Genomic DNA, 21,503 nt, shown 5'->3' with positions numbered 1-21,503 from the left:
CAACCGGTGCCTATGTGGCGACGGACGCCTTCTTCAACAATGCCGTGACAAATGGTCCGCTGACGGCCCAGTCCAGTGCCGCGGCCGGCGGCAACGGCGTCTACGCCTATGGCGGGTCCGCTACCGCGGGACTCTTCCCGAGCAATACCTATGATTCAGCGAATTACTATGCCGATGTGATCTTCCGCCCGCAGCTCGCCGCATGAGCCATCGCAAGGAGATTAGAAACAGGATTCGAATGAGGCTTATGCGATGCAAACGTCAATCGCTCTCGGTGTCCATATCTAGGACATGCCGATGAACAGGACCGAGCGGCTCCCAGTGACCGTGCTCGCCGGCTTTCTCGGCGCTGGCAAGACGACGCTTCTCAGTCACGTCCTGAACAATCGTGAAGGCTTGCGGGTCGCCGTTATCGTCAACGACATGAGCGAAGTGAACATCGACGCAAGCCTCATTCGAGATGGCGGCTGCAACCTGTCGCATACGACGGAGACATTGGTCGAGCTCAGCAATGGCTGCATATGCTGCACCCTGCGCAACGACCTGCTGACGGAAGTGCGGCGACTGGCCGAAGAGGGGCGATACGACTATCTGCTGATCGAAGGCACCGGCATCGCCGAGCCGCGCCCCATCGCGGCAACCTTTTCCTTCTGCGATGAAAACGGCATTTCGCTTTCCGATTTTGCCAGACTCGACACGATGGTTACCGTGGTCGACGCTGCAAACCTGTTAGCCGACTACAGTAGTGCCGATCTACTTGCCGACCGCGGCCTGCAACGGGATGGTGAGGACCGGCGCACCCTCATCGACCTGCTGGTCGACCAGATCGAGTTTGCCGATGTCGTCGTGATCAACAAGATCTCGGATGCGAGTGAAGAGGTCCGCGCGGAGATCCGCAAGATAGTAGCGTCTCTCAACCCGGATGCGCGTCAGGTGGAGACGGATCTCGGCAAAGTTTCTCTGGCAACCGTCCTCAATACAGGCCTCTTTGATGAAGAAAAGGCCGCCGCGCATCCTTTGTGGCACAAGGAATTGTACAGCCCGGGCGAACATGTTCCGGAGACGGAGGAATACGGGGTATCGAGCTTTGTCTACCGCACGAGGCGCCCCTTCGACCCCAAGCGGTTTCGGGCATTCCTGGACGAGCCCTGGCCGGGAGTGCTTCGCGCCAAGGGCCATTTCTGGCTTGCCACGCGCCCGCGTCATGTGGGCCTTATGTCGGCCGCAGGAGTGCAGCGGCGCTGCGAACCCATGGGGCTTTGGTGGGCAGCTGTTCCCCGGCAGGACTGGCCGAGCCATCAGCAATTTCATCAGCACCTGCAAAGCCGATGGGACAGCGCCTGGGGCGACCGCCGGCAGGAACTGGTGTTCATCGGGGTTGGGATGGACGAGACAGGTGTACGGACCGCGCTGGACGATTGCCTCGCCAGCGCCGATCCGCGTGATTGGGCCGCCCTCGAAGATCCGTTTCCGGCCTGGTAGCGCGGGACGGCTTCTTAGTGTTTGCGCCACGAACGCAAGGGCGCGAGAGTTCACGTCCTATGCCTCAGTCGTCGAGATAACGTTCGGTCAAGCGCGCCCACATCGCAGCGCCCGCCGTCAGGGATTTGTCGGCAAAGTCGTATTTGGCACTGTGCAGGATCGCGGATTCCACGCCGTTGCCCAGCCGCAGGAAGCTTCCGGGCTTGTGCTCGAGGAAATGCGAGAAGTCCTCACTGCCGGGAATGAGGTTGCAGAGAGCTACCTTGTCAGCACCGACGAGCTCTTCTGCGACCATGCGGGCGAATTCGGTTTCCGCTTCCGAATTGACGACCACTGGGTGTCCGCGAGTGTATTCTATTTCCGCGGTTGCGCCGTAACCGTCGGCAATCGTTTCGGCGAGCCTGCGGATCCTGGCCTCCAGCGTCTCGCGCACCTTCGGGTCGAAGGAGCGAATGCTGAGCAGCAGTTTTGCACTTTCGGGGATAACGTTTGCGGCCTCGCCGGCATGGATCGCCCCGACCGTGACGACGGCGGTCTGTGTCGGATCGATGCTGCGCGAGACGACCGATTGCAGGCTGACGACGAGGTTGCAGGCAACGACCACCGGATCGACGGTCAGATGCGGCCGCGAAGCGTGGCCGCCCTTGCCCCTGATGATGATCTCGGCGCTATCGGCGGCCGCCATCAACGGTCCCGACCGCATCAGCCAGGTGCCCTCGGGCGCGCCGGGATGATTGTGCAGGCCGAAGATAACGTCGAAGGGAAAGCGTTCGAACAGCCCGTCTGCGATCATCGCGGGCGCGCCACTCAGGGCACCCGCCTCTTCGGCCGGCTGGAAAATGAGGTTGACGGTGCCATTGAAGCGGCGTGTGTGCGCCAGATATTCGGCGGCACCGAGAAGGATCGTCGTGTGGCCGTCATGGCCGCAGGCATGCATCTTGCCGGTAACCGTGCTGGCATAGGGGCGACCGGTTTCCTCGGTGATCGGCAGGGCATCCATGTCGGCGCGGATAGCGATGCTCTTCTTCCCGGCGCCGACCGTCATGCGCGCAACCACGCCATGGCCCCCAACGTTGCGGGTCACCTCATAACCCCAGGATTCCAGCTTTTCGGCAACGAAACGCGCGGTCTCGGCCTCTTCGAAGGAGAGCTCGGGATGGGCGTGGAGATGCCGGCGGATGGCCGTCAACTCCGCTTCCATCGGTTCGAAATCGGAGAGGCGGGCAAAATCATTGTCGAGGGACATGGCAATTCCAGTTTGATGGGCGCGGGTGTCGTCGGCCGGCTCACGGTAAAGCCAGCCTGCAGGGCAAGAGCATGGGGAGCCGCCGCGCTAGATGAAGCGCGACAGGAAACTTCTGGTGCGGGAGTGCTGCGGGTTGCCGATCACGTCCTCCGGTTTGCCCTGTTCCACGACCTTGCCGTCATCCATGAAGACGACGCGGTCGGCTGCTTCCCGCGCAAAACTAATCTCGTGGGTGACGACGATCATCGTCAGACCCTGGTTTGCAAGATCCCGCATGGTGGCGAGAACCTCGCCGACCAGCTCGGGGTCGAGTGCTGAGGTCGGTTCGTCGAAGAGCATCAGCTTCGGCTTGATGGCCAGCGCGCGGGCAATCGCCACGCGCTGCTGCTGGCCGCCAGAAAGCTGGCGCGGGTAGCTGTCGGCCTTGGCCGAGAGCCCGACCCGTTCGAGCAGCCTGAGTGCATTTTCGGTCGCTACCTTTCGGCTCTCGCCGTGTATGCCGACCGGGGCCTCGATGATGTTCTGCAGCGCCGTCATATGCGGGTAGAGATTGAACTGCTGGAACACCATGCCGATCTTGCGCCGCTGCAGGGCAATGGCATGGTTCGACAGCTGCAGCAGCCGGTCCTTGTGCAGGCGGTAGCCGATCTGTTCGCCGTCCACCTCGATCGAACCCTGATTGATGGATTCGAGGTGGTTGATACAGCGCAGGAACGTCGACTTCCCGGAGCCGGAGGGTCCAAGGACGACGACGACCTCACCGGGTGCGACATCGAGATCGATACCCTTCAACACTTCGAGATCTGCAAAGGACTTGTGGACATTGCGTGCTTTGACGAGCGGCTCGATAGTGGCGATCTCGTTCATGCGCCTGCCTCCGTTGCCTGTGCCATGATGGCCGTTTCCTTTGCCGGCTTGGCGGCGCCTGTGCGGCGATCGCCGCGGCTGTAATAGCGCTCGATGTAGGTTTGGCCGACATTCAGGACCGATGTGATGAGCAGGTACCAGAGGACGGCGACGAGCAGCATCGGCACGATCTCGAAGGTGCGGTTGTAGATCGACTGCACCGAATAAAGCAGGTCGGCCATGGCGATGACGCTGACGATCGAGGTCGCCTTGATCATGCTGATCAGCTGATTTCCGGTCGGCGGAACGATCGAGCGCATGGCCTGCGGAATGATGATGCGGCGAAGCGCGCGGGTGCGCGTCATGCCGAAGGCCTCCGCCGTCTCGAACTGGCCCTTGTCCACCGAAAGCAGTCCGCCGCGGATGATTTCCGCCATATAGGCGGACTCGTTGAGCGCGAGACCGGCGATCGCGGCCGTCATCGGGCTGATCACCGAATTCGTATCCCAGCTCATGAAGGTTGGGCCGAAGGGAATGCCGATCGACAGCGTCGGAAACAGTGTGGAAAGATTGTACCAGAAGATCAGTTGCACCAGGAGCGGCGTTCCACGGAAGAACCAGATGAACAGCGAGGCGAGCGAGTTTGCCAGCCGATCGCTGGACATCCTGGCAACAGCCAGCACGAGGCCGAGCGTGATGCCGATGATCATCGCGACGACCGTCAGACCGAGCGAGACATAAAGCCCGCTGATGACTGTCGGGTCGAAAAAATAGTGTGCGATGACCGGCCAGCCGAAATTCTCGTTATGCGCGACCGACCAGGTCCAGTAGGCGGCGATCGCAAACGTGATGACCCAGGCCGCAACGCGGCCTTTGGGGAAGGGCTTGTGGGCATGGGCCACATCCCGGCTTTTCGCATCGCCGGAGGGCGATGCGAGTGTTTGTATCTGTGTGTTCATTTCGGAAGCGTCCCACCGAGGTTGATACCGGGCTCCTTGATCATATTGTTCTCAAGGCCCCACTTCTTCATGATCGCAGCATAGGTGCCATTGTCCATCAGCACTTTGACCGCATCGCGCAGGACCGGGCCGAGCGGCGAGCCCTTCGCGACAACCGCGCCTTGATAGAGATTGTCGAAGCCGTTCTTCTGTCCCACACCGGTCAGTTCCAGCTGGCCGTTGGCCTGCGACACGAAATAGGTGAGCGGCGCCTGGGAGGAGAAGAAGGCATCCGACCGCTTGGAACGGACGGCAAGGATAGAGCTCGGCTGGTCGGTGAAGGACTGCACCTCGATCGCGCCCTTGCCATCGGTCTTGCATTTTTCGGCCTGTACCTGGATGACCTTTTCGGCCGAACCGCCGGCCATGACGGCGATGCGGTTACCGCAGGCGGTATCGAGCGAGGTGATGCCCTTCGGATTGCCCTTCTGCACCGAGAAGACCACAAATTCCTGCACCCAGTCGACGAAGTCGTTGGACTCTTCGCGGCTCTTGAAATCGCCGACTGGACCGAAGGCAAACTGGTAGCGGCCGGAGTTGACACCGGCCAGCAGCGCCGGCAGGCCACCGACGGTCTCATGCTCGATCTTGACGCCGAGAACCTCACCGAGCGCGTCGGTCAGATCGGCGCTGGCGCCGGTCATCTCGGTGCCCGTGACGATTTCATAGGGAGGAAACGAGCCATTGTTGACGGAGATCATCTTGCCGGACGTGCGGATCGCTTCGGGCAACTGCGCATGAAGTGCGTCGTTGACCGAAAGCTTGGGCAGGGCCGCATCTTCAGCGAAGGCCGTTCCCGAGATCACTACGCTCGTCAGAGCAAGGCATGCAATTTTCCTGATCGACATTATTTAGTTCCCCTGTTTGGTTCGAATTTATGCGTTTCGTGTTGCGCTCACCCGATGCGGCTACCGTCCACATCGAAGGAGAAGAGGTCTTCCGGCGTCATCAACTGCGGCAGGATGCCCTGGACGTGAAGCTCGCTGGCGAAGTCGGCGATCATCTTGCTGTTGACAGCAAAGCCGCTGGCCTCCCAGCCGACCGGAAGCTCGGCCGCCGACTTCAACAGCTCGTCCATCATGAAGGGCGTGGTGTCGGCGTATTTGCGGCGTTTGCTCAGCCACATCCGCTGCGATTCGTCGATCAGCTTGCTGAGCTCTTCGATCACCCACGGGTTCTGCGCGACGATGCCCGCTTTGATGCCGATCAGATGCATGCCGGGAACATAGCCCACATCATCGAAATATCGACGTTCGGCACCTCTGAAATCGGAAATGACTTGCCGGAACTGCGATCCTCCGCCGAAGTAGCCGTCGGGCATGAAAGGCGTGAAGATCGCGTCCAGGAAGCCTTCCTTGAGCAGGTCGACCATGGGGCGCTCACCGGGAGCCGCTTCGATGCGGCCGGGCCGGCCGAATCCGTCCAGACGATCGACGACCGGATGCGCTTCCGTCAGGCGGCCTGCATACCACATGGCATCCTCGACGCCGACGCCCTCGCGGCGCAGCGCCGCTCTGGTCCAGGTGTTTCCGGAGTCGCGCCATCCGGTGACGCCGATACGCTTTCCCGCCAGCTGGCGAAGTTCGGTGATGGGGCCGTCTTTGCGGGTGATGATGCAGCGGTGACGGAAGCCGCGCATGATGAAGTTCGGAACGCCGACGACGCTCTCGTCGCCATCGATGCGCAGCTGCGTGTAGCGGCTGAAGGACATTTCCGCGACATCGTAGTGGTCGCTCTTGCCGAGATGCGAGAGCAATGTGCCGACGCGGTCGACCTTGATGTCAAGCTTGGGAGAGGAGACATCGCCGAGAACCAGGGGCGTCATGTAGTCCCAGTCACGCAGTGCAAGTCGGAGGCTAAGGGGCATTGGCATTCACTCGCAAAGACCTTGTTTTCGGAACAATTAAATGTTCAAATTTATCCGATCAAATGTTATTACGTTATTGAACATTAAAAATGGCGATTAAATGAGCGATATTGTCGATGCGGCATGGTTTGCCCAAAAATTGACCGATCGGACAATTCGAGGAATTGCGATTGAAACCAGTGCCTTGATCCGGGCCGGGGCGCTTCCGGTCGGAACGAAGCTGCCGCCGATCCGCGATCTCGCCTTTGCGCTCGGGATCAGTCCGGCGACGATCTCCGAGGCCTGGAGCGAGCTGAGACGCCAGAAAATCATTACCGGCAGGGGACGGAACGGCACCTGGGTGAGCGGCGACCGTTTCGTGGCGAAACCCGAACGGCTCGGCAGTTCCGGCCGTTATGGAGCCGACGTCCTCGACCTGACATCGGCCGTGCCGGATGTCCGGCTTTTGCCAAAGCTTACCGAAGCCATGGCCTATGGAGCGTCGGCCGAAAATCTCAACAGCTACGAGCGAAGCCGCATTCTTCCGGAACTCGAAGAGGCTGTTCGAAAGACCTGGCCATACGAACCGGAGGCATTCCTGGCGACGAACGGGGGCTATAACGCGGTCTACACGCTTATCCAGGCGCTCGTCATGCCCGGTGCTTCCGTTGCAATCGAAGATCCGACCGCCATGCGGCTTCTTGATATTCTGGAGGATCGCGGCGTGCAGATCATCCCGGTCCAGTGCGATCGGGAAGGACCGCTGCCCGCATCGCTCGAAGCCGCAATGAAGCTGCGGCCCGTCGCCTTCATTTTCCAGCCGCGGCTTCACTCGGTGACCGGTCAGAGCGTCAGCGGCGAGCGGTTACAACGGCTTGGAGACATTCTCGACGGCACGGACACTTTGATCGTCGAGGATGACGGCATTGCCGACATTTCCACGGCTCCGCGTCATTCGCTTGGTGGCCGGTTTACCGACCGGACCATTCACATTCTCTCCTATTCAAAGACGCATGGTCCGGATCTGAGGCTTGCTGTGCTCTCAAGCTCGCGGGCGATCGTCGAACAGATCCAGTCCTATCGCAGCTTCAGCGCGGGCTGGACAAGCCGTATCCTTCAGGCAGCCACCGCATGGCTTCTGCGGGATCCCGTGACGCAAGCCTCGCTGCAACTCTCTCGCGATATCTATTTCCAGCGTCGGGCCGATCTGGTCGACGCCCTGGGGGAACGTGGGATCGACGTGCAACATGGCAGCGGCTTGTGTGCCTGGGTGCCGGTTGCATCCGAACCTTTCGCGATGGTCACGCTGGCGGCGCGAGGTATTGCGGTTCATCCCGGTGCTAAATTTTCCATTCTTCCAAGCGCACATCTTCGCGTGGCGACGGCCATATTGTCTGATCGGCTAAACGACGTGGCCGACTCGATCGCACTCGCTGCCAGCCCGGTCTAGTCTTCGGTGTCGCTCCAATCATCCCAACACTTCACCGTGTTCGGAGATGTCAGCAGATCCGCGGTATTGCGCCGCGAGCTTCCGGCAGGCGCGCAAGGTCAGGGCCATGACGGTCAAGGTCGTACCTGCTGTGCCACCGCCGGGAAAAGCGCTGGCGTCGGTCACAAGAAGATTGGGCACGTCCCAGCTCTGATTCCATCCGTTGAGGACGGAATTTTCCGGCGAGGTGCCCATGCGCGCGCCGCCGCTTTCATGGATTGCCGCACCCATGCACATGGTCTTTCGGAACCACTTGCGGAACAGGAAACGGCTTAAAGGGTCGGCATCCGGGAAAGCGCCACGGCCCATTTCTCTCAGGCCAAGCGGCGATCCGATGAAGTCGAGCTCGCCGCCGGCACTCTTCACCATGTCGATCAGGATCATTTCCTGCTTGCGGATCATTTCCTGCTCGGGCTCATGCATGACGCAACGGATGCGCGGCACTGGAATGCCCCAGGCATCCTTGCGGCTGGCATCGAGAGTAATGCGATTGTCGGCATGCGGCAGCATCAGGCCGAAGCCAAAGAAGGCAAGGCTCGACGGCTCGTTGTCGCCGACCGGCGCGCGGCCGACGCTGCCCTGATAGGCGAAGTCGCCGCGCGGCGCTTTTCCTTCCACATTGTCGAAGCGCGGGACGAAGATCCCGCCCGAGGGATTGTAGAACGGGTCCTGCGGGGCCGAATCGTCATGCGACCAGCCGCGGGCAGGCGCATAGGTTCCAAAGGCCAGGCATGGCAGCTGGTCCATGAAGTAGCGGCCGAGCGTGCCGGAACTATTGCCAAGCCCGTTCGGGTGCTTTGCCGATGCCGAATTCAGGAGCAGGCGAACGCTTTCGATCGGCGAGGCACAGAGGACGACGTTTTCGGCCTTGACCGCATGGACGCTGCCGGAATTGCGATCAACGTATTCTGCGCCTGTCGCCCGGCCTGTCTTCGCATCTGTGGTAATGCGGCGCACGATCGCATCGTGGCGGATGGTCAACTTGCCGCTGGCGAGTGCCTCGCGCAGCGGGCGCGGCACGCGCTCGGCGTCCGGTGCGATATAACGCCAGGATACGACATGCCGTTCGGGCGCCTGGCTTTCGACTGTCTTCTTGAAGAGCTCTTCGGCTGGCGTCAGCTTGGCGGGACGGGAATAGACGCCGTCCGGCAAGGTTGAGACATGATCCTGATTGCCGTAGAGGCCAAGGTGGCTTTCGGCTTCGGCATAGAAGGGGGCTAGTTCGTCATAGGAGACGGGCCAGTCGACGCCGCGGCCGCTGCGGCTTTCAATTTTGAAATCGTCGTCGCTCCAGCGCAGCAGCACGCGGCCGAAACTGTGCAGGCGGCCGCCCGACTGCCGGCCGCGGATCCACAGGAAAGGTTCGCCGCGCGGCGTAGTATAGGGGTTCTTCCGATCATTGACGAAGAAGCGGCTGAAGCGCTCGGTGAAGAAGGCGGCGCGCGCCTGCACCGGCTGGCCCTTAATGGTTGCCCGTGCCCGCTCCCAGATGTTGATCGCGCTTGCCGGCGGTTTCTTGCGGGTGGGATCGAAATCTTTCTTGCTGATCTCAGGCCCAGCCTCGAGAAGCAGGACGGACAGACCATTGGCCGTCAATTCCATGGCGGCAAAGGAGCCGGCCGCGCCGGAGCCGATCACAAGCGCATCATACACTTTTTCAGACATGTCGTTCAAAACCTGACTTCATCAATGAAATGGGACCGGCACGATCTCTCTGCTGCCGGGAGAGCACGGCTCAGAGGCGATTGCCGTCCCCTGCAAAAAGCGATGCCTTGGAGAGATCGAGACCGATGCCGATGACATCGCCCGGCTGGAGCGCGAGATCGCCCATCACCCGCAGCGACAGGGTCGTGTCTTTCCAGGTGAGCCAGACAACCGTATCGGAACCCATCGGCTCCAGGACTGAGACGGCTGCATGAAGCGCGGCGTCCCCGGCTTCCGGTCGGATAGTAAGATGTTCCGGACGCACGCCAAGCGTTACCGGGCCGGCCTGCGGCCTTGCGGCAAAAGCGTAACCAGACATGTCGAGGGTGAGGTCGCCCGCCTTGAATAGCACCTTATCGCCGTCCCGTTCGATGCTGCCTTGAATGAAATTCATCGAGGGCGCGCCGATGAAGCCGGCGACGAAGAGATTGGCGGGCCGGTGATAGATCTCTGCCGGTGTGCCCAACTGCTGGATCACGCCCTCCTTCATGATGGCAATGCGGTCGGCAAGGGTCAGCGCCTCCACCTGGTCGTGGGTGACGTAGATCATCGTGTTGCCGAGCTGCTGGTGTAGCTTCTTGATCTCGACGCGCAGCTCGTTGCGCAGTTTGGCGTCGAGATTCGACAGCGGCTCGTCGAACAGGAAGACATCGACTTCGCGCACCAGCGCGCGGCCGATCGCAACACGCTGGCGCTGGCCGCCCGAAAGCTCGGCCGGGCGGCGATCGAGCAGCTTTTCAAGATGCAGGAGCGATGCCGCTCGCTCGACCCTGATGTCGATCTCCGGCTTCGGCAGGCCCGCGACCCTGAGGCCGAAGGAGAGGTTCTTGCGCACCGACATGCGGGGATAGAGCGCATAGGACTGAAACACCATGCCGATGCCACGGTCCTTCGGTTCTTCCCAGGTAACGTTTTCCCCTGAGATCCAGATTTCCCCGTCGGTGATGTCTGAAAGACCGGCGATCGCGTTCAGCAAGGTCGACTTGCCGCAGCCGGACGGGCCGAGCAGGACGAGGAATTCCTTTGGTGCGATATCGAGCGACATCTGCTCGATCACCGTATGGTCGCCGTAGCTGATCTTCAGGTCCTTGATGGAAACAGCAGAGTGCATTCAGCCTTACCCCTTGACGGCGCCGGCCGCGATCCCGCGGACGAACCAGCGTCCGGACAGGAAATAGATGGCAAGCGGAATGATGGCGGTGAGGATGGTGGCCGCCATGTTGACGTTGTAGTTGCGCTCGCCCATCGTCGTATTGACGATGTTGTTGAGCTGTACTGTCATCGGCAGATTGTCGCGTCCGGCAAAGACGACGCCGAGCAGGAAGTCGTTCCAGATGCCCGTGAACTGGAACATCGAGGCGACCACGATCATCGGAAGCGCCATCGGCAGCATGATCTCGATGAAAATCCGCCAGAAGCCGGCGCCATCGACGCGCGCTGCCTTAAAGAGCTCTTCCGGAATGGTGACGAAATAATTGCGAAAGAGCAGCGTCACCAGCGGCAGGCCAAACAGCACATGCACGAGAATGATGCCGCCGAGGCTGTTGTAGAAGCCCATCACCGCCATGGCGCGTACCAGCGGATAGAGAAAGATCTGGTATGGCACCAGAGCGCCGGCCATCAGCAGGCCGAACATCAGGCGTCCGGCCTTCGGGCGCCAGAAGGAGAGTGCATAACCGTTGATTGCGCCGATGAGGACGGAGATGACGACGGCCGGTACGGTGATCTTCACCGAATTCAGGAAGCCCATGCGCACGCCGGTGCATTCGCTGCCGGCACAGGCGCCAGCCCAGGCCGTCTTCCAGGCGGTGAAGTCGAGGCGTAGCGGCAGGGCAAAAATCTGCCCCAGCCGGATCTCGTCCATGGTCTTCAGCGACGTGACAATCATCACGTAAAGCGGCACGGCGAAGAACAGTGCGGCAGAGATGAGGAAGGCATAGAGGCCGATGCGGGCTGCGGTGATCTGCGTCGGCCTGGGGCCGCGGGGATGGATCATAGCGTACCTGCCTGGCGCCGGGCGCGGATATGTTGGGCATAGCGGAAGGGCGCGACGATGATCAGCACGGTTAAAAGCAGGACGGTCGCCGCTGCCGTCGCAAGTCCGAGATTCTGGCGCTGGAACAGATTGTCCATGATGAATTTCGCCGGCACCTCGGTCGCCGATCCCGGCCCGCCATTGGTGAGCGCCACGACGATATCGTAGGTTTTGATCACGCCCATGGAGAGCAGCATGCCGGCGGCAGCAAAGGCCGGTGTCAGTTGCGGCAGGATGATCGAAACATAGGTGCGCCAGACAGGAATGCCGTCGATGCGGGCAGCGCGCCACTGCTCACCGTCGATGCCGCGCATGCCGGCCAGCACGAGGATCATGACGAGGCCCGCGCCCTGCCAGAGGGCCGCGATCACCACCGCATAGATCGCAAGATCGCGGTTGATGATCCAGTCGAAGGTGAAGCTTTGCCAGCCAAGCGCACGCACGCTTGCCTGAACGCCGAGCGTCGGGTTCATCATCCATTGCCAGATCAGGCCGGTGACAACGAAGGACATGGCATAGGGATAGAGGAAGATTGTCCGAAAGGCGCTTTCGAAGCGCACCTTGCGATCGAGGGCCGCGGCAAGCAGGAAGCCGACAAACAGGCAGCCAAAGACGTAAAGCACGCCGAAGATGATGAGGTTCTGGAAGGAGACCAGCCATTTGGCGGTCTGAAACAACTTGGAATATTGCTCGAACCCGACGAAGTTCCACGACGGGAACAGCCGCGAATTGGTGAAGGACAGGGTCACCGACCAGACCATGGTGCCGAGGTAGACGACGACCACCGCAGCCCAGGTCGGGATGAGAGCGATGAGCGCCGCCTTCGAGCGGTTATGCTTCCGTTTCATCAGAGCGTCTTTGCAAAGGGGCTTCGAAAGCCGCCTGCACCGGTCGTGCGGTGCAGGCGACAGGCTTGTCCGATTTTACTCGAAGATCGCGGCGAACTGCGCGGCCGATGCATCGACATCGGCGGACGGATTGGCCCAGAATTCGCCGATGAAGTCTGTCAGAGCGCCCACCTGCTCCGGCGTCGTGGTGATGGCGTGTTCGGGCACGATCTTGCCCGCGGCCATGAAGGCCATGCCCTTCTGGGTGCAGGCGTCGAACTTGGACTTGTCGACATCGATGCGCGCGGGGATCGAGCCCTTGTTCAGCGAGAATTCGACCTGAACTGCGGGGTCCATGACGACCTCGGCCAGCAGCTTTTGCGCTGCGTCCTGGTTGGCGTCGTTCGTCTTCAGATAAGCGAAAGCGTCGGAGATATAGATCAGGCCCGGGGAAGCGGGAGAGATGGCGCAGCCGAAATCCTTGTCGGCGACTTTGCCGGCAGCCGTGAACTCGCCCTTGGCCCAATCACCCATGAACTGCACGCCGGCCTTGCCGGTGATGACCATGGCGGTCGCGTCGTTCCAGTTGCGGCCGGCAGAGCCTTCATCGACATAGGCCCGCATTTTGCCGAAGATTTCGAGAGCCTTCTTGACGCCGTCGGAGGTCAGGGCTGCCTGATCCTTTTCGGCATAGATCTTCATGAAGCCTTCCATGCCCACCTGGGACAGGAGCACCATGTTGAAGACCTTCACCTCCTGCCAGCCTTGGCCACCCCAGGCGATAGGCGTCAGGCCGGCGGCCTTCAGCTTGTCCATGTCGGCGAAGAAGGCGTCCCAATCCTTGGGCTCTTCGGTGATCCCGGCCTTGCTGAAGGCGTCCTTGGAATAGAACATCCAGCTTTCACCGTGGATACCGGTCGGTGTCAGATAAACTTTGCCGTCATAGGTGATGTAATCATAGAGTGCCTTCGGAAGCGCATCCTTCCACTTGCCGGCAGCCGCCACTTCATCCATCGGGTTCATCAGGCCCTGCTCGATGAATTCGGCCGGGTCCTTGCCGACGACGACCTGTTTTGCGGTCGGGGGATCGCCGGCGACAAGGCGGTTCTGGAAGGCGGCATTGGCATTTTCGAAGCCGGCAATCGTGGAGCTCTCCCACACGCCGCCGCGCTTTTCGAATTCCTTCTTGATGGCGTCGACGGCGCGGCCCTCACCACCTGACGTCCAGGAGGTGAAGACCTCGGCCTTCAGTTTGTCGTCTGCATTCGCAAGGCCGGCAGCGCCAAGCAGCATGGTACCGGCGAGCAGGAGCGTCATTTTCTTCATTGTTCCACCTCTTGAATAGGCCCTCTTTGCGGGGCCGTTTGGTTGCAAGGTACGGTTAGCGATAGATCGGCAGCAGCGCCTGCCGCACGAGGGTCAGACCATTGGCGATGTCGCCAACGGGATCGGCTGCGGCGTCGAGCTCGAGAATTGCCCAGCCATTGAACTGGCGATCCCGCAAGAGGCGGATCCAGGCCGGCCAGTCGACGCGGCCAAGGCCGAAGCCGCAGAAAAAGGGACGGTGGCGCTCGTGGATGTCGGCGCCGATCGGCGTGTCTGCCGGCATTTTGCCGGTTGCATCCTTCCAGTGGGCGATGATCATGCGCTCGTGATGGCGATCGACGAGCTGGATCGGGTCGGAACCCTCGAGAATGATGTGCGCCGTGTCCGGGCACATATGCACGTAAGCCGGATCCGTCAGCAGCATCAGAAGATCGACGTCGCGGGCAGCGGCAAAGATCGAATGCGCTTCCGTATGCACGGCGAGCTTGACACCCTTCTTGTAAAGGATCGCTCCGAGCCGGTTCAAGAAATCGGCGATGACCTTGGCCTGTTCGAAATCGCGGAAACGCACGGGCTCTTCGCCAGGCGTTTGACGCATCGGTGCGCCAATGACCATGATATCGCCGCCGCAGGCCTTGATGAAATCGGCATATTGTTCGGCCTTGGCGATGATGGCTGCCTGCGCGGCAGCCTCGGTAAAATCGCCCGATGCTTCCAGCTCTGCGAAGAAGCCGGATGCGAGCTGGAGCCCGCGGGCAGAGAGCTCGGCGCCGAAGGCCTCCACAGACCCGTAGGTCTTGATCGCATCCTGCCAGTTGAACGGAGAGAAGGTCAGCTCGACACCGGTCACGCCCGAAGCCTGGATGCTGTCGAGGATCTTGTCCCAGAACTGCCGCGGCTGAGACTTCGCATGTTCGACGATTGCGTCATAGCTGTCGACGCCCCAGAAGCCTGGATGAAAGAAGGTGACCAGGTCCACACCAAAACGCAGATTGTCACTCTCAGCCATTATTCAGTCCCTTCCATCCAGGCATAGCTCATCCGTGGCGAAGAGCGTCTCTCGCGTCGGATTTTATCCAGTAAATTCAATGTTTTGGCAATTGGCAATCGATTGCCATGCCTGGATATTAGTCAAGCCGATAAAATATGCAACGCTTTTCTTCGAGTTTTTGGCAATCGTTTGCTATAACGGGATTCGTGAGCCGAACAGGGTATGGTTGCACTGGGCTAAGTGGATGGAATGATGAAGAAAACCGAAGATAGCCTATCCACAGAGGGATCATCCGCCCTGATGGCCGATGTCGCGCGTCTGGCGGGCGTCGCAACTTCGACAGTCAGCCGCGCTTTGGCCAATCCGGGGCGGGTCAACGAAAAGACCAGAGCAAGGATTGCCGCCGCAGCCGAACAACTCGGCTATACGCCCAATGCCGCTGCCCGCAACCTGCGCGTCGGCAAGTCGAACGTGATCATGATCATCCTGCCGGGCTCGCTGCATTATGGCGCGTCCCAGATCATTCCCCAGGTTCTGGAGGCCGTGAATCGCACGGTTATCCGCAACGGCTATAATCTGATGATCGCCAACCTCGACCGCGACGAAAGTTCCGAGCGGCATATCCTTGATCTTGCCTTCGGAGGGACGGTGAGGGGCGCGCTCATCCTGTCGTCGCAGCTGCCGGTGGTCGCCAACAGATCGCTTGCCGAGGCGGGACTGCCGATCGTTTCGCTTCTGCTCGACATGAGCGACACTTCTGTTCCGAGCATCATCACCAATGACAGACAGGCTGTGAAAGAGGCTGGTCGGGAGCTCCTGGCGCTCGGGCATCGCCGCTTCTTCTATATTGCCGGCCCGACGGGAAACTATCACGACATCGAACGCTATGCCGGTCTTCTCGAAGCCTTGCAGGAGGCGGGGCTTTCCGAACAGAATGTAACGCGCTCTGGCGGCCAATTCACCTTTCAGTTCGGCTTTGAAACGGGTTTGCAGGCTGCCGAGGACTTTGCAAAGCTCGACGAAAAGCCGACCGCTGTCGTGGCGACGAGCGACGACATGGCAATCTCCTTCATGAGCAAGGTTCAGAAGATGGGATGGCGTGTACCTGAAGACCTGTCGATCGTCTCGTTCGACGGATCTCCGGTCTGCGAATATTGTGCGCCTCCGCTCTCGACGATCGAGCAACCCATGGAGGCTCTCGGGGAGACCGCGACAGAATTCCTGATTGCCAGGATGGAAAAGTCCGATGAGAGGCGAGAACTGCGCGTCGTCATTCCGAGCCGGTTCATTCGCCGTGACAGTATCGCGGTGAACTCAAAATTGACGACCTGACTTTAATTTTGACGCGAAGGCGCGTCCTGAGCACCGACCGGGATCGGGCTCTCTCTCGGAATTGTTTGGATGCAGCCTGCGGCTGACCGCATCGACAGGTGCGAAATCACCTATCGAGTTCCAGTCCGTTTCTGCGAGCATTGCTTCCGCGCCAACGAATCTTGGATGAGAGAGCGTTCAACGACCTTTAGTGAAACAACGACTGAGACATTGGCCGCAGGGCCGATCAGTGCAGCTCGATATTCATGTGCGCGAGCAACGGCTCCAGACCGGGAAGATCGGCATCCGTCGCCCTGCGCAGCTCCCGCGTAACCGCCGTCAATGCCAGATCGAGAGACTGGGCGCCCAGTTCGATCTTCAAATCTTCCGCCAACGCCTTTGCATAGGTGATCATCCGAGCCAAGGCCATGAGCTCGTCAAGATCATCCATGTCTGCCGCCGCTGCGTGCTGAAGCTTTCCCGACCCTATGACCGTCATATCAATTCTCCAGATTGCGTAGATGACCATAAGGACAGTTCGATACTAAAGTGCGTGAAAAACGCGTGAAACACTTTATGAGTGCAATGGGATTCGGGCTTTTGAGCGGGCTAGTTGTTCGGACCAAAGCGTGGTTTTCCTGAATTCCCAATGGCGATTTAGGGGCACGCGCTGATCATCCGCGTCGCGAACAACTTCGAGGAGAGCCAGGGCATCGATCCGCTTCTGATCGATTGCGTGGGTCTTCAGCGTGGTCAGCCAATGCGGCTTTTGCGATGCCGGTATCGCAGCGCATGCGCGAACGATGAGAGCCCAGCTTCTCTTCTTGAAGAAGAGGTTTGCCGCGGTTTGTTCGAGAGCCAGGCGAAGAGCTTTATCAAAGAGCTGCAGCCTTTCCATCTCATCCAAAGTGCTTCTCACATTGACCATCGGCACGGTCAGCGGTCTGCCGCCCAGTTCCATCGGTTCGTGCAGAAGCGCGACATCGGCGTCATCGACGATGGTTCCGCTGACATAATCGTTGAAAATCCGGCCAACGCCGATCATTCCAAACGCTTGGCATTCGGCGGCCCGCAAGGCACCCATGCTGGCGGCGCCCAGGACCGTGACATTGAGGGAGAGAGCGAAGAGAATTTCCTTATGCCAAACCGGTGCGGTATTTTCAAAGCCGCCGTCGACCAAACCTATGACGTTTGCGCCATCTTCCACCGCCCTTAACACATCTCCCTGAACAGCGGGCGACCGCAGAACGATATCCGTCGCGGCGTGGCTTGCTGCATCAGGCAAGCTCGGGCCGATGAAGACGACCTTCACCAGCGCATCGCCCTTGCAAGGGCACGTTGGCCGAAACGATGGAGCCTGTTGCCCTCGGGGTTCTCAAGATCGGGTATGAATATCTTCACCACCGAAAATGGCAGGTTTGCAGGCGTCAGGGGAAGGGCAATCACCGAGCCGATTCCGCCGGCGCGAAGTCGCGTCAGCAGGTCATGCAGCAGGATGGGTATGTTCCCGGCCGGTCTTGTGATGGCGGCCGCAGGTACAGAAGCGGGGACGGCAAGAAAGGTGGTGCGGGTTTTTGCCGGAAGCGGCGTTGTGAACAATTCGGGCCAGACATCGTCGCGGGCGCCGCTGATATAGGTCAGTCTAGACTGAAGCGCTTCCGTTACGGCGCGGATTGCCGCCCGCACGGCCCAGGGATGAGCGCCACTGCCGCCGGTGACCTCGATGAACCGGAGCGGCACTTTGCCGTCGATCGCTGATGGGGCGACGAGTGCGGTATAGCAGGGGATACCGATATCGCTCGTGATATCGAAGAGTTTCAAGATGAGCCCGGCGGCCTCGATCCTGTCGATCAGGCCCGAGAGCGCGGCATCAGCAAGGCTCTTGGGATCGACGCAGCATGCGCCGCGCTTGTCATCGCTGGCAATCCGCCAAAGCACATGGGCATCGCGTTCGATGCGCTCCAGAATGCCATGGAATATTGCTTCCTCCATGGTGTTGCCCGAGGCAAGACCATCCGACGACATCCAGAACCGGTTCTGCCGCGTTCGGTCAAGGAGGGCAGCATCCTGCGGGACATGGATCGGTTGATCGTGGAGCAGTTCGGTTGCCAGGCTCCAGGCCAGTTCCTCGTCTTCGCCCACGATCTGCTCGCCGCCTGCGATCAGGCAATCGAGCGGTTCGGCGCAATCGCCCCGGCGTCGCAGGTCTCGTGCCGACGAAACCGTGGTGACGGTGACGGGGTCGCCTGCAACCGCGCGTTCCAGGGCTTCCATCGCCGCCGAGACTTTGGCGTCGATATCCTCCAGTCCTTTGCCTTGGGCGATGACAATGGAGCGGGAGTTTGGCGTATAGGCACACCAGACCGGAAGACCGACACAATCGAGATCGGTCTGTCGTGACAGGCGTGTGATGCCCATCGGCTCCAAATAGGGAGCGACACGGGACAATGTGTCCCGCGGCGCAATTGTTCGGTCGGAATAAAGGTCGGAATGACCGGTCAGCGTCGCGCGCCTTAGCCGTCCACGTGGCCGGAGAAGACCGTATCAGCCGAGGAGACGGCAATTGCGAAATCGACATTCTTGATGAATACGCCGCCGGCATCGCGCTGCTTGACGGCTGCCGCCAGATCGCCGCTGGCAGGTACCTGCACCGGTGTTACGGTGCCCGCGGCGATATCCACGAGCCAGAGTCCCTTTTCGCCTGTTACACCCAATACAACAACTTTTGCCATAATATTCTCCTTCAGGTTTTTGAAAAACCGGCCTTGAAAAGACCGTCTCGGTAAAGCTCTTTTTGCCACTGCTCCTTGAAGGGCACCAAGGCGAGCCATTTCTCGACCTCGAAAGCAGGATTGAGGAGCTCGGCGCGTTGCCGATAAAACTGTGCCCGTTTTCGATCGCCGATCATCGCGCAACTGGCGGCCGCGATGCGATAGGCCGGTGCCTTGTCTTTCATCCGGTCGACATAGGCGAGCGCCTCTTCATACTGTTCAAGGAAGTAGCTCGCCCCAGCCGCACACCAGAGGTAGGCGTCGGGTGCGATCGGATTGAGCGAGATCGCTTTCTTGATTTTCTCCAGCGCATCTTGCGGCCGCGATGCATGGACCAGCGTGTCCGCATGGCTATAGATCACATCGGCATAATGCGGGCTGAGGCTTTCGGCGAGGTCGAGTGCTGCAACGCTGTCATCGACGGCACCCTGGTAAAGTTTCGTCACGCCAAGTTCCCGATGCCCGGCTGCCGATTCTGAATCCCTCTCTATCGCCCGAAGTGCCTGATCTTCGGCAAGCTGCAGCAGGGCGGGATCGCCTTGCGTGGTCAATAGCCACTCGCTGGTGAATGTCCGCGACAGGCCCGTGAAAGCAGGGGCATAGTCTGGAGAAAAATGCAGTGCGCGCTTGAAGGATTTCCGTGCACGCCGGATATCCGGCAGGCTAAGCTTGGTAAGCAGACCGGCACCAAGGAGATAGGAATGGTAGGCCTGCGGATCCGCTTCGTTACGAAGGCGAATGCTTTCGTTCCGCTTCAATTGTCCTGAGACGGCGTCGGCAAGTTTCTGGGCGATCAAGCGCCTCTGTGTCGGCAGCGTTTCGACCGCCATGTCGAATCGGGCTGCCCACAAGATCTCGTCGGTTGGAAAATAGATGAGTTGAGCATAAAGCCCCTCGCCGGAAAGCCGTGTGTCCAGGAGGTAGGAAATCGAATGCCGTTGAACGATGGTAGCCTTGTCGGAGTCGCGGCGGATCTGCTCGGCTGTATGGGGTGCGACGACGGATATGTTGCGCAGGGCGCAGAGCTCGATCGTAACATCTTCGATAAGGGCGTCGGCAATTGCTGCCTCTCGTGTCAGGGCCGCCGCACCCGGGGGCAGCAGTACGAGCCGCGGCGCAGATGTCGGGGTTATGATTTGCGGCATGCCGGCGTCTTGCTGCTCGGCGATGAGACTGCGTGCCATTGCCACGGCTCTCGCCGCCTGCGGGCGGCGTTGCGAATGATCCTCTGCCGTGCCACGAAGGATCGATCGGATCTGCTCGTCACCGGGAAAGACTTCAAGAAGTTGAAGTCCCGAGCGGCGCAGAAGGCGACGTTCCTCGTCATCACGAATATGATCTGCAGCCCTGACGAAAATATCCCTTAAGGTGAGCAGGTGCAGCTGCCGTTCGCGCTCGATCCATGCATCGATTGCCTTGGTCGATGCGCTGAGACCGGCAACGAAGCCACGTTGCACGAGATCGCTGACGGCCGCCAATTGTGCCACCGGCTGCTCTTCCTTGCGCAATATGTCGAGATCGACGGACAGGACGTTCTTGTTCAGGCTGATGAAAGGCGGCCCGAAATTCAGTATCTGTTCGTCGGATGTTGTCGTTGTGTCGCGAATGCGTGAAATCAGCTTCCGCAAATTGAGATCAGCAAGATGATCTCCGGTCTCGTTCCACAAGAACCGTGCAAGCTCTTGTCTGCTGCGCTGCTGATCCGGCGAGGAATACAGATAGGCGATCATCACCAGAGCCTTGACCGGATAGCGGATCGGCGCCCCCAGGCCGTCTGTCAGTCGCAATTCGCCAAAGGTCTGGAGATGGATCACGAAAGCCCTCAGGCGCCGGTTTCTGGATGAATGACGTCGATATCGGGGTGGGTATTCCTGGCCAGGCTCTTGGCAAGGGCGACGAGCTTCTGCCGGATAGCCGGGCTCTCGATCGCCATGAAGGCGCGATTGAGGGCTTGGGCATCCTTCGACGTCAAAAACGCATTCAGATCATCCCTGCCATTGCTGACAAGGTTATAGGTGGTCGGCTCGGTGTCATTTTCGAAGAAGAACTGAACGGGTACGCCCAATGTCTCGGCGATCGTCTGCAGCCGGCTCGCGCCAATGCGGTTTATGCCTTTTTCATACTTCTGGATCTGCTGGAAGGTGACGCCGATCCGTTCGGCAAGTGCGACCTGTGATAGTCTGAGCAGCTTGCGGCGGGCCCGCACTCTGCTGCCGACATAGGCATCGATCGATGTGGGCGATTTGGCCTTCATGGCTGGAACCTCCGGTCACGGATGATCATTGCGAGGTTTGCGTCAAAATGCAACCGAAAGTAATATAATAATTTTCGAGATCAGCGCTGCGACGCTAGCAACATTTTGCTGAATTTTGGATTTTCTCTATCAGAATCATTTGATTGGCAATGCCCGAATAAAGCATGCGAGTAAAAGGATCGGCGTGGAAAACCGCAAGGCTTGGGAAAAGCTTTCCCTGGTCCGCTTTCGAACGAGGAGAGCCAAAGCTTTTTTCTCGCTGGATAAATGCGGAAGAAAGGTGCCTGAAGTTCATTTGCGGATAGACTTCGCTTGCGAAGGCCTTCGCGGCAATTTGTTCCAGCTCCTGCTCAAGCATAAAATGGCAGCCCTGATAA

22 protein-coding genes are annotated in these 21,503 nt (G+C 59.9%); 4 read left to right on the top strand and 18 right to left on the bottom strand.

What is annotated here, in order from left to right; genetic code table 11:
• Together PMI11_RS08515 and PMI11_RS08510 are read left to right on the top strand one after the other, a co-directional pair.
• Positions 1 to 206: DUF4082 domain-containing protein (locus tag PMI11_RS08515; RefSeq protein ID WP_007815574.1), on the top strand; the 206-nt coding region annotated here is incomplete at its 5' end.
• Positions 207 to 297: 91 nt separating this feature from the next.
• Positions 298 to 1,482 (top strand): GTP-binding protein, encoded by a 1,185-nt coding sequence (locus tag PMI11_RS08510; RefSeq protein WP_007815572.1) that lies wholly within the window; start codon positions 298 to 300, stop codon positions 1,480 to 1,482.
• A 64-nt stretch (positions 1,483 to 1,546) separates the two neighbouring features.
• On the opposite strand, the gene PMI11_RS08505 is transcribed toward PMI11_RS08510, so the two are convergent.
• The 5 genes from PMI11_RS08505 to PMI11_RS08485 all read right to left on the bottom strand — a co-directional run bounded on the left by PMI11_RS08505 (position 1,547) and on the right by PMI11_RS08485 (position 6,439).
• Positions 1,547 to 2,728, bottom strand: a complete 1,182-nt coding sequence (locus tag PMI11_RS08505; RefSeq protein ID WP_007815570.1) for a M20 aminoacylase family protein — start codon at positions 2,726 to 2,728, stop codon at positions 1,547 to 1,549.
• An 87-nt stretch (positions 2,729 to 2,815) separates the two neighbouring features.
• A complete protein-coding gene (locus PMI11_RS08500) occupies positions 2,816 to 3,595 on the bottom strand; it encodes an amino acid ABC transporter ATP-binding protein (RefSeq protein ID WP_007815568.1) in 780 nt (259 codons plus the stop codon).
• Positions 3,592 to 4,533 (bottom strand): amino acid ABC transporter permease, encoded by a 942-nt coding sequence (locus PMI11_RS08495; protein WP_007815566.1) that lies wholly within the window; start codon positions 4,531 to 4,533, stop codon positions 3,592 to 3,594. Before PMI11_RS08495 ends, PMI11_RS08500 begins: the two co-directional genes overlap by 4 nt.
• Positions 4,530 to 5,420 (bottom strand): ABC transporter substrate-binding protein, encoded by an 891-nt coding sequence (locus PMI11_RS08490; protein ID WP_007815564.1) that lies wholly within the window; start codon positions 5,418 to 5,420, stop codon positions 4,530 to 4,532. Before PMI11_RS08490 ends, PMI11_RS08495 begins: the two co-directional genes overlap by 4 nt.
• Before the next feature lie 47 nt (positions 5,421 to 5,467).
• Positions 5,468 to 6,439: a hypothetical protein gene (locus PMI11_RS08485; RefSeq protein WP_007815562.1), complete on the bottom strand. Its 972-nt coding sequence runs from the start codon at positions 6,437 to 6,439 to the stop codon at positions 5,468 to 5,470.
• Between the two features lie 100 nt (positions 6,440 to 6,539).
• On the opposite strand from PMI11_RS08485, the gene PMI11_RS08480 reads away from it, so the two are divergent.
• On the top strand, positions 6,540 to 7,868 hold the full coding sequence (locus PMI11_RS08480) for an aminotransferase-like domain-containing protein (protein WP_007815559.1): 1,329 nt from the start codon (positions 6,540 to 6,542) through the stop codon (positions 7,866 to 7,868).
• An 18-nt stretch (positions 7,869 to 7,886) separates the two neighbouring features.
• Here PMI11_RS08480 and PMI11_RS08475 read toward each other — a convergent pair whose 3' ends face one another.
• The 6 genes from PMI11_RS08475 to PMI11_RS08450 form a co-directional block, all read right to left on the bottom strand.
• Entirely contained in the window at positions 7,887 to 9,572 is a 1,686-nt protein-coding gene (locus PMI11_RS08475; RefSeq protein WP_007815556.1) for a GMC oxidoreductase, read from the bottom strand.
• A gap of 70 nt (positions 9,573 to 9,642) precedes the next feature.
• A complete protein-coding gene (gene ugpC, locus PMI11_RS08470; RefSeq protein WP_007815554.1) occupies positions 9,643 to 10,722 on the bottom strand; it encodes an ABC transporter ATP-binding protein in 1,080 nt (359 codons plus the stop codon).
• Positions 10,723 to 10,728: 6 nt separating this feature from the next.
• Entirely contained in the window at positions 10,729 to 11,607 is an 879-nt protein-coding gene (locus tag PMI11_RS08465; protein WP_007815552.1) for a carbohydrate ABC transporter permease, read from the bottom strand.
• Entirely contained in the window at positions 11,604 to 12,494 is an 891-nt protein-coding gene (locus PMI11_RS08460) for a carbohydrate ABC transporter permease (RefSeq protein WP_007815551.1), read from the bottom strand. Before PMI11_RS08460 ends, PMI11_RS08465 begins: the two co-directional genes overlap by 4 nt.
• Before the next feature lie 75 nt (positions 12,495 to 12,569).
• Complete coding sequence (locus PMI11_RS08455) at positions 12,570 to 13,799, bottom strand: ABC transporter substrate-binding protein (RefSeq protein WP_007815549.1); 1,230 nt, start codon at positions 13,797 to 13,799, stop codon at positions 12,570 to 12,572.
• Between the two features lie 55 nt (positions 13,800 to 13,854).
• Positions 13,855 to 14,808: a sugar phosphate isomerase/epimerase family protein gene (locus tag PMI11_RS08450; protein ID WP_007815547.1), complete on the bottom strand. Its 954-nt coding sequence runs from the start codon at positions 14,806 to 14,808 to the stop codon at positions 13,855 to 13,857.
• Positions 14,809 to 15,042: 234 nt separating this feature from the next.
• On the opposite strand from PMI11_RS08450, the gene PMI11_RS08445 reads away from it, so the two are divergent.
• Positions 15,043 to 16,122, top strand: a complete 1,080-nt coding sequence (locus PMI11_RS08445; RefSeq protein WP_007815544.1) for a LacI family DNA-binding transcriptional regulator — start codon at positions 15,043 to 15,045, stop codon at positions 16,120 to 16,122.
• A 226-nt stretch (positions 16,123 to 16,348) separates the two neighbouring features.
• Here the strand turns inward: PMI11_RS08445 and PMI11_RS08440 are convergent, their stop codons facing one another.
• The 7 genes from PMI11_RS08440 to PMI11_RS08410 form a co-directional block, all read right to left on the bottom strand.
• Positions 16,349 to 16,630, bottom strand: coding sequence for a hypothetical protein (locus tag PMI11_RS08440; RefSeq protein WP_157179604.1), 282 nt, complete (start codon positions 16,628 to 16,630; stop codon positions 16,349 to 16,351).
• 45 nt (positions 16,631 to 16,675) lie between these two features.
• On the bottom strand, positions 16,676 to 17,413 hold the full coding sequence (locus tag PMI11_RS08435) for a TfuA-like protein (RefSeq protein WP_007815540.1): 738 nt from the start codon (positions 17,411 to 17,413) through the stop codon (positions 16,676 to 16,678).
• The gene (locus PMI11_RS08430) at positions 17,410 to 18,567 is read right to left on the bottom strand and encodes a YcaO-like family protein (protein ID WP_037070946.1); all 1,158 of its coding nucleotides are present in this window, start codon (positions 18,565 to 18,567) and stop codon (positions 17,410 to 17,412) included. The genes PMI11_RS08435 and PMI11_RS08430 overlap by 4 nt, the downstream gene beginning before the upstream one ends.
• Before the next feature lie 47 nt (positions 18,568 to 18,614).
• Complete coding sequence (locus tag PMI11_RS08425; protein WP_007815536.1) at positions 18,615 to 18,833, bottom strand: hypothetical protein; 219 nt, start codon at positions 18,831 to 18,833, stop codon at positions 18,615 to 18,617.
• An 11-nt stretch (positions 18,834 to 18,844) separates the two neighbouring features.
• Positions 18,845 to 20,686, bottom strand: a complete 1,842-nt coding sequence (locus tag PMI11_RS08420) for a hypothetical protein (protein ID WP_007815534.1) — start codon at positions 20,684 to 20,686, stop codon at positions 18,845 to 18,847.
• 8 nt (positions 20,687 to 20,694) lie between these two features.
• Complete coding sequence (locus tag PMI11_RS08415) at positions 20,695 to 21,126, bottom strand: helix-turn-helix domain-containing protein (RefSeq protein WP_007815532.1); 432 nt, start codon at positions 21,124 to 21,126, stop codon at positions 20,695 to 20,697.
• Between the two features lie 94 nt (positions 21,127 to 21,220).
• Positions 21,221 to 21,484, bottom strand: a complete 264-nt coding sequence (locus PMI11_RS08410; RefSeq protein WP_037070944.1) for a hypothetical protein — start codon at positions 21,482 to 21,484, stop codon at positions 21,221 to 21,223.
• Positions 21,485 to 21,503 lie beyond the last annotated feature (19 nt).

The organism is Rhizobium sp. CF142 (assembly GCF_000281145.1).
Taxonomy (GTDB): Bacteria; Pseudomonadota; Alphaproteobacteria; order Rhizobiales; family Rhizobiaceae; genus Rhizobium.
Note: the sequence above shows the minus strand (reverse complement) of the source record. Positions and strands in the feature narration are given on the sequence as shown.

What these genes read in the sequence shown, in the direction of transcription:
- PMI11_RS08510 (WP_007815572.1), top strand. Translation starts at nt 298, where the DNA reads ATGAACAGGACCGAGCGGCTCCCAGTGACCGTGCTCGCCGGCTTTCTC.
- PMI11_RS08505 (WP_007815570.1), bottom strand. Translation starts at nt 2,728, where the DNA reads ATGTCCCTCGACAATGATTTTGCCCGCCTCTCCGATTTCGAACCGATG.
- PMI11_RS08500 (WP_007815568.1), bottom strand. Translation starts at nt 3,595, where the DNA reads ATGAACGAGATCGCCACTATCGAGCCGCTCGTCAAAGCACGCAATGTC.
- PMI11_RS08495 (WP_007815566.1), bottom strand. Translation starts at nt 4,533, where the DNA reads ATGAACACACAGATACAAACACTCGCATCGCCCTCCGGCGATGCGAAA.
- PMI11_RS08490 (WP_007815564.1), bottom strand. Translation starts at nt 5,420, where the DNA reads ATGTCGATCAGGAAAATTGCATGCCTTGCTCTGACGAGCGTAGTGATC.
- PMI11_RS08485 (WP_007815562.1), bottom strand. Translation starts at nt 6,439, where the DNA reads ATGCCCCTTAGCCTCCGACTTGCACTGCGTGACTGGGACTACATGACG.
- PMI11_RS08480 (WP_007815559.1), top strand. Translation starts at nt 6,540, where the DNA reads ATGAGCGATATTGTCGATGCGGCATGGTTTGCCCAAAAATTGACCGAT.
- PMI11_RS08475 (WP_007815556.1), bottom strand. Translation starts at nt 9,572, where the DNA reads ATGTCTGAAAAAGTGTATGATGCGCTTGTGATCGGCTCCGGCGCGGCC.
- ugpC (WP_007815554.1), bottom strand. Translation starts at nt 10,722, where the DNA reads ATGCACTCTGCTGTTTCCATCAAGGACCTGAAGATCAGCTACGGCGAC.
- PMI11_RS08465 (WP_007815552.1), bottom strand. Translation starts at nt 11,607, where the DNA reads ATGATCCATCCCCGCGGCCCCAGGCCGACGCAGATCACCGCAGCCCGC.
- PMI11_RS08460 (WP_007815551.1), bottom strand. Translation starts at nt 12,494, where the DNA reads ATGAAACGGAAGCATAACCGCTCGAAGGCGGCGCTCATCGCTCTCATC.
- PMI11_RS08455 (WP_007815549.1), bottom strand. Translation starts at nt 13,799, where the DNA reads ATGAAGAAAATGACGCTCCTGCTCGCCGGTACCATGCTGCTTGGCGCT.
- PMI11_RS08450 (WP_007815547.1), bottom strand. Translation starts at nt 14,808, where the DNA reads ATGGCTGAGAGTGACAATCTGCGTTTTGGTGTGGACCTGGTCACCTTC.
- PMI11_RS08445 (WP_007815544.1), top strand. Translation starts at nt 15,043, where the DNA reads ATGAAGAAAACCGAAGATAGCCTATCCACAGAGGGATCATCCGCCCTG.
- PMI11_RS08440 (WP_157179604.1), bottom strand. Translation starts at nt 16,630, where the DNA reads ATGGTCATCTACGCAATCTGGAGAATTGATATGACGGTCATAGGGTCG.
- PMI11_RS08425 (WP_007815536.1), bottom strand. Translation starts at nt 18,833, where the DNA reads ATGGCAAAAGTTGTTGTATTGGGTGTAACAGGCGAAAAGGGACTCTGG.
- PMI11_RS08415 (WP_007815532.1), bottom strand. Translation starts at nt 21,126, where the DNA reads ATGAAGGCCAAATCGCCCACATCGATCGATGCCTATGTCGGCAGCAGA.
- PMI11_RS08410 (WP_037070944.1), bottom strand. Translation starts at nt 21,484, where the DNA reads ATGCTTGAGCAGGAGCTGGAACAAATTGCCGCGAAGGCCTTCGCAAGC.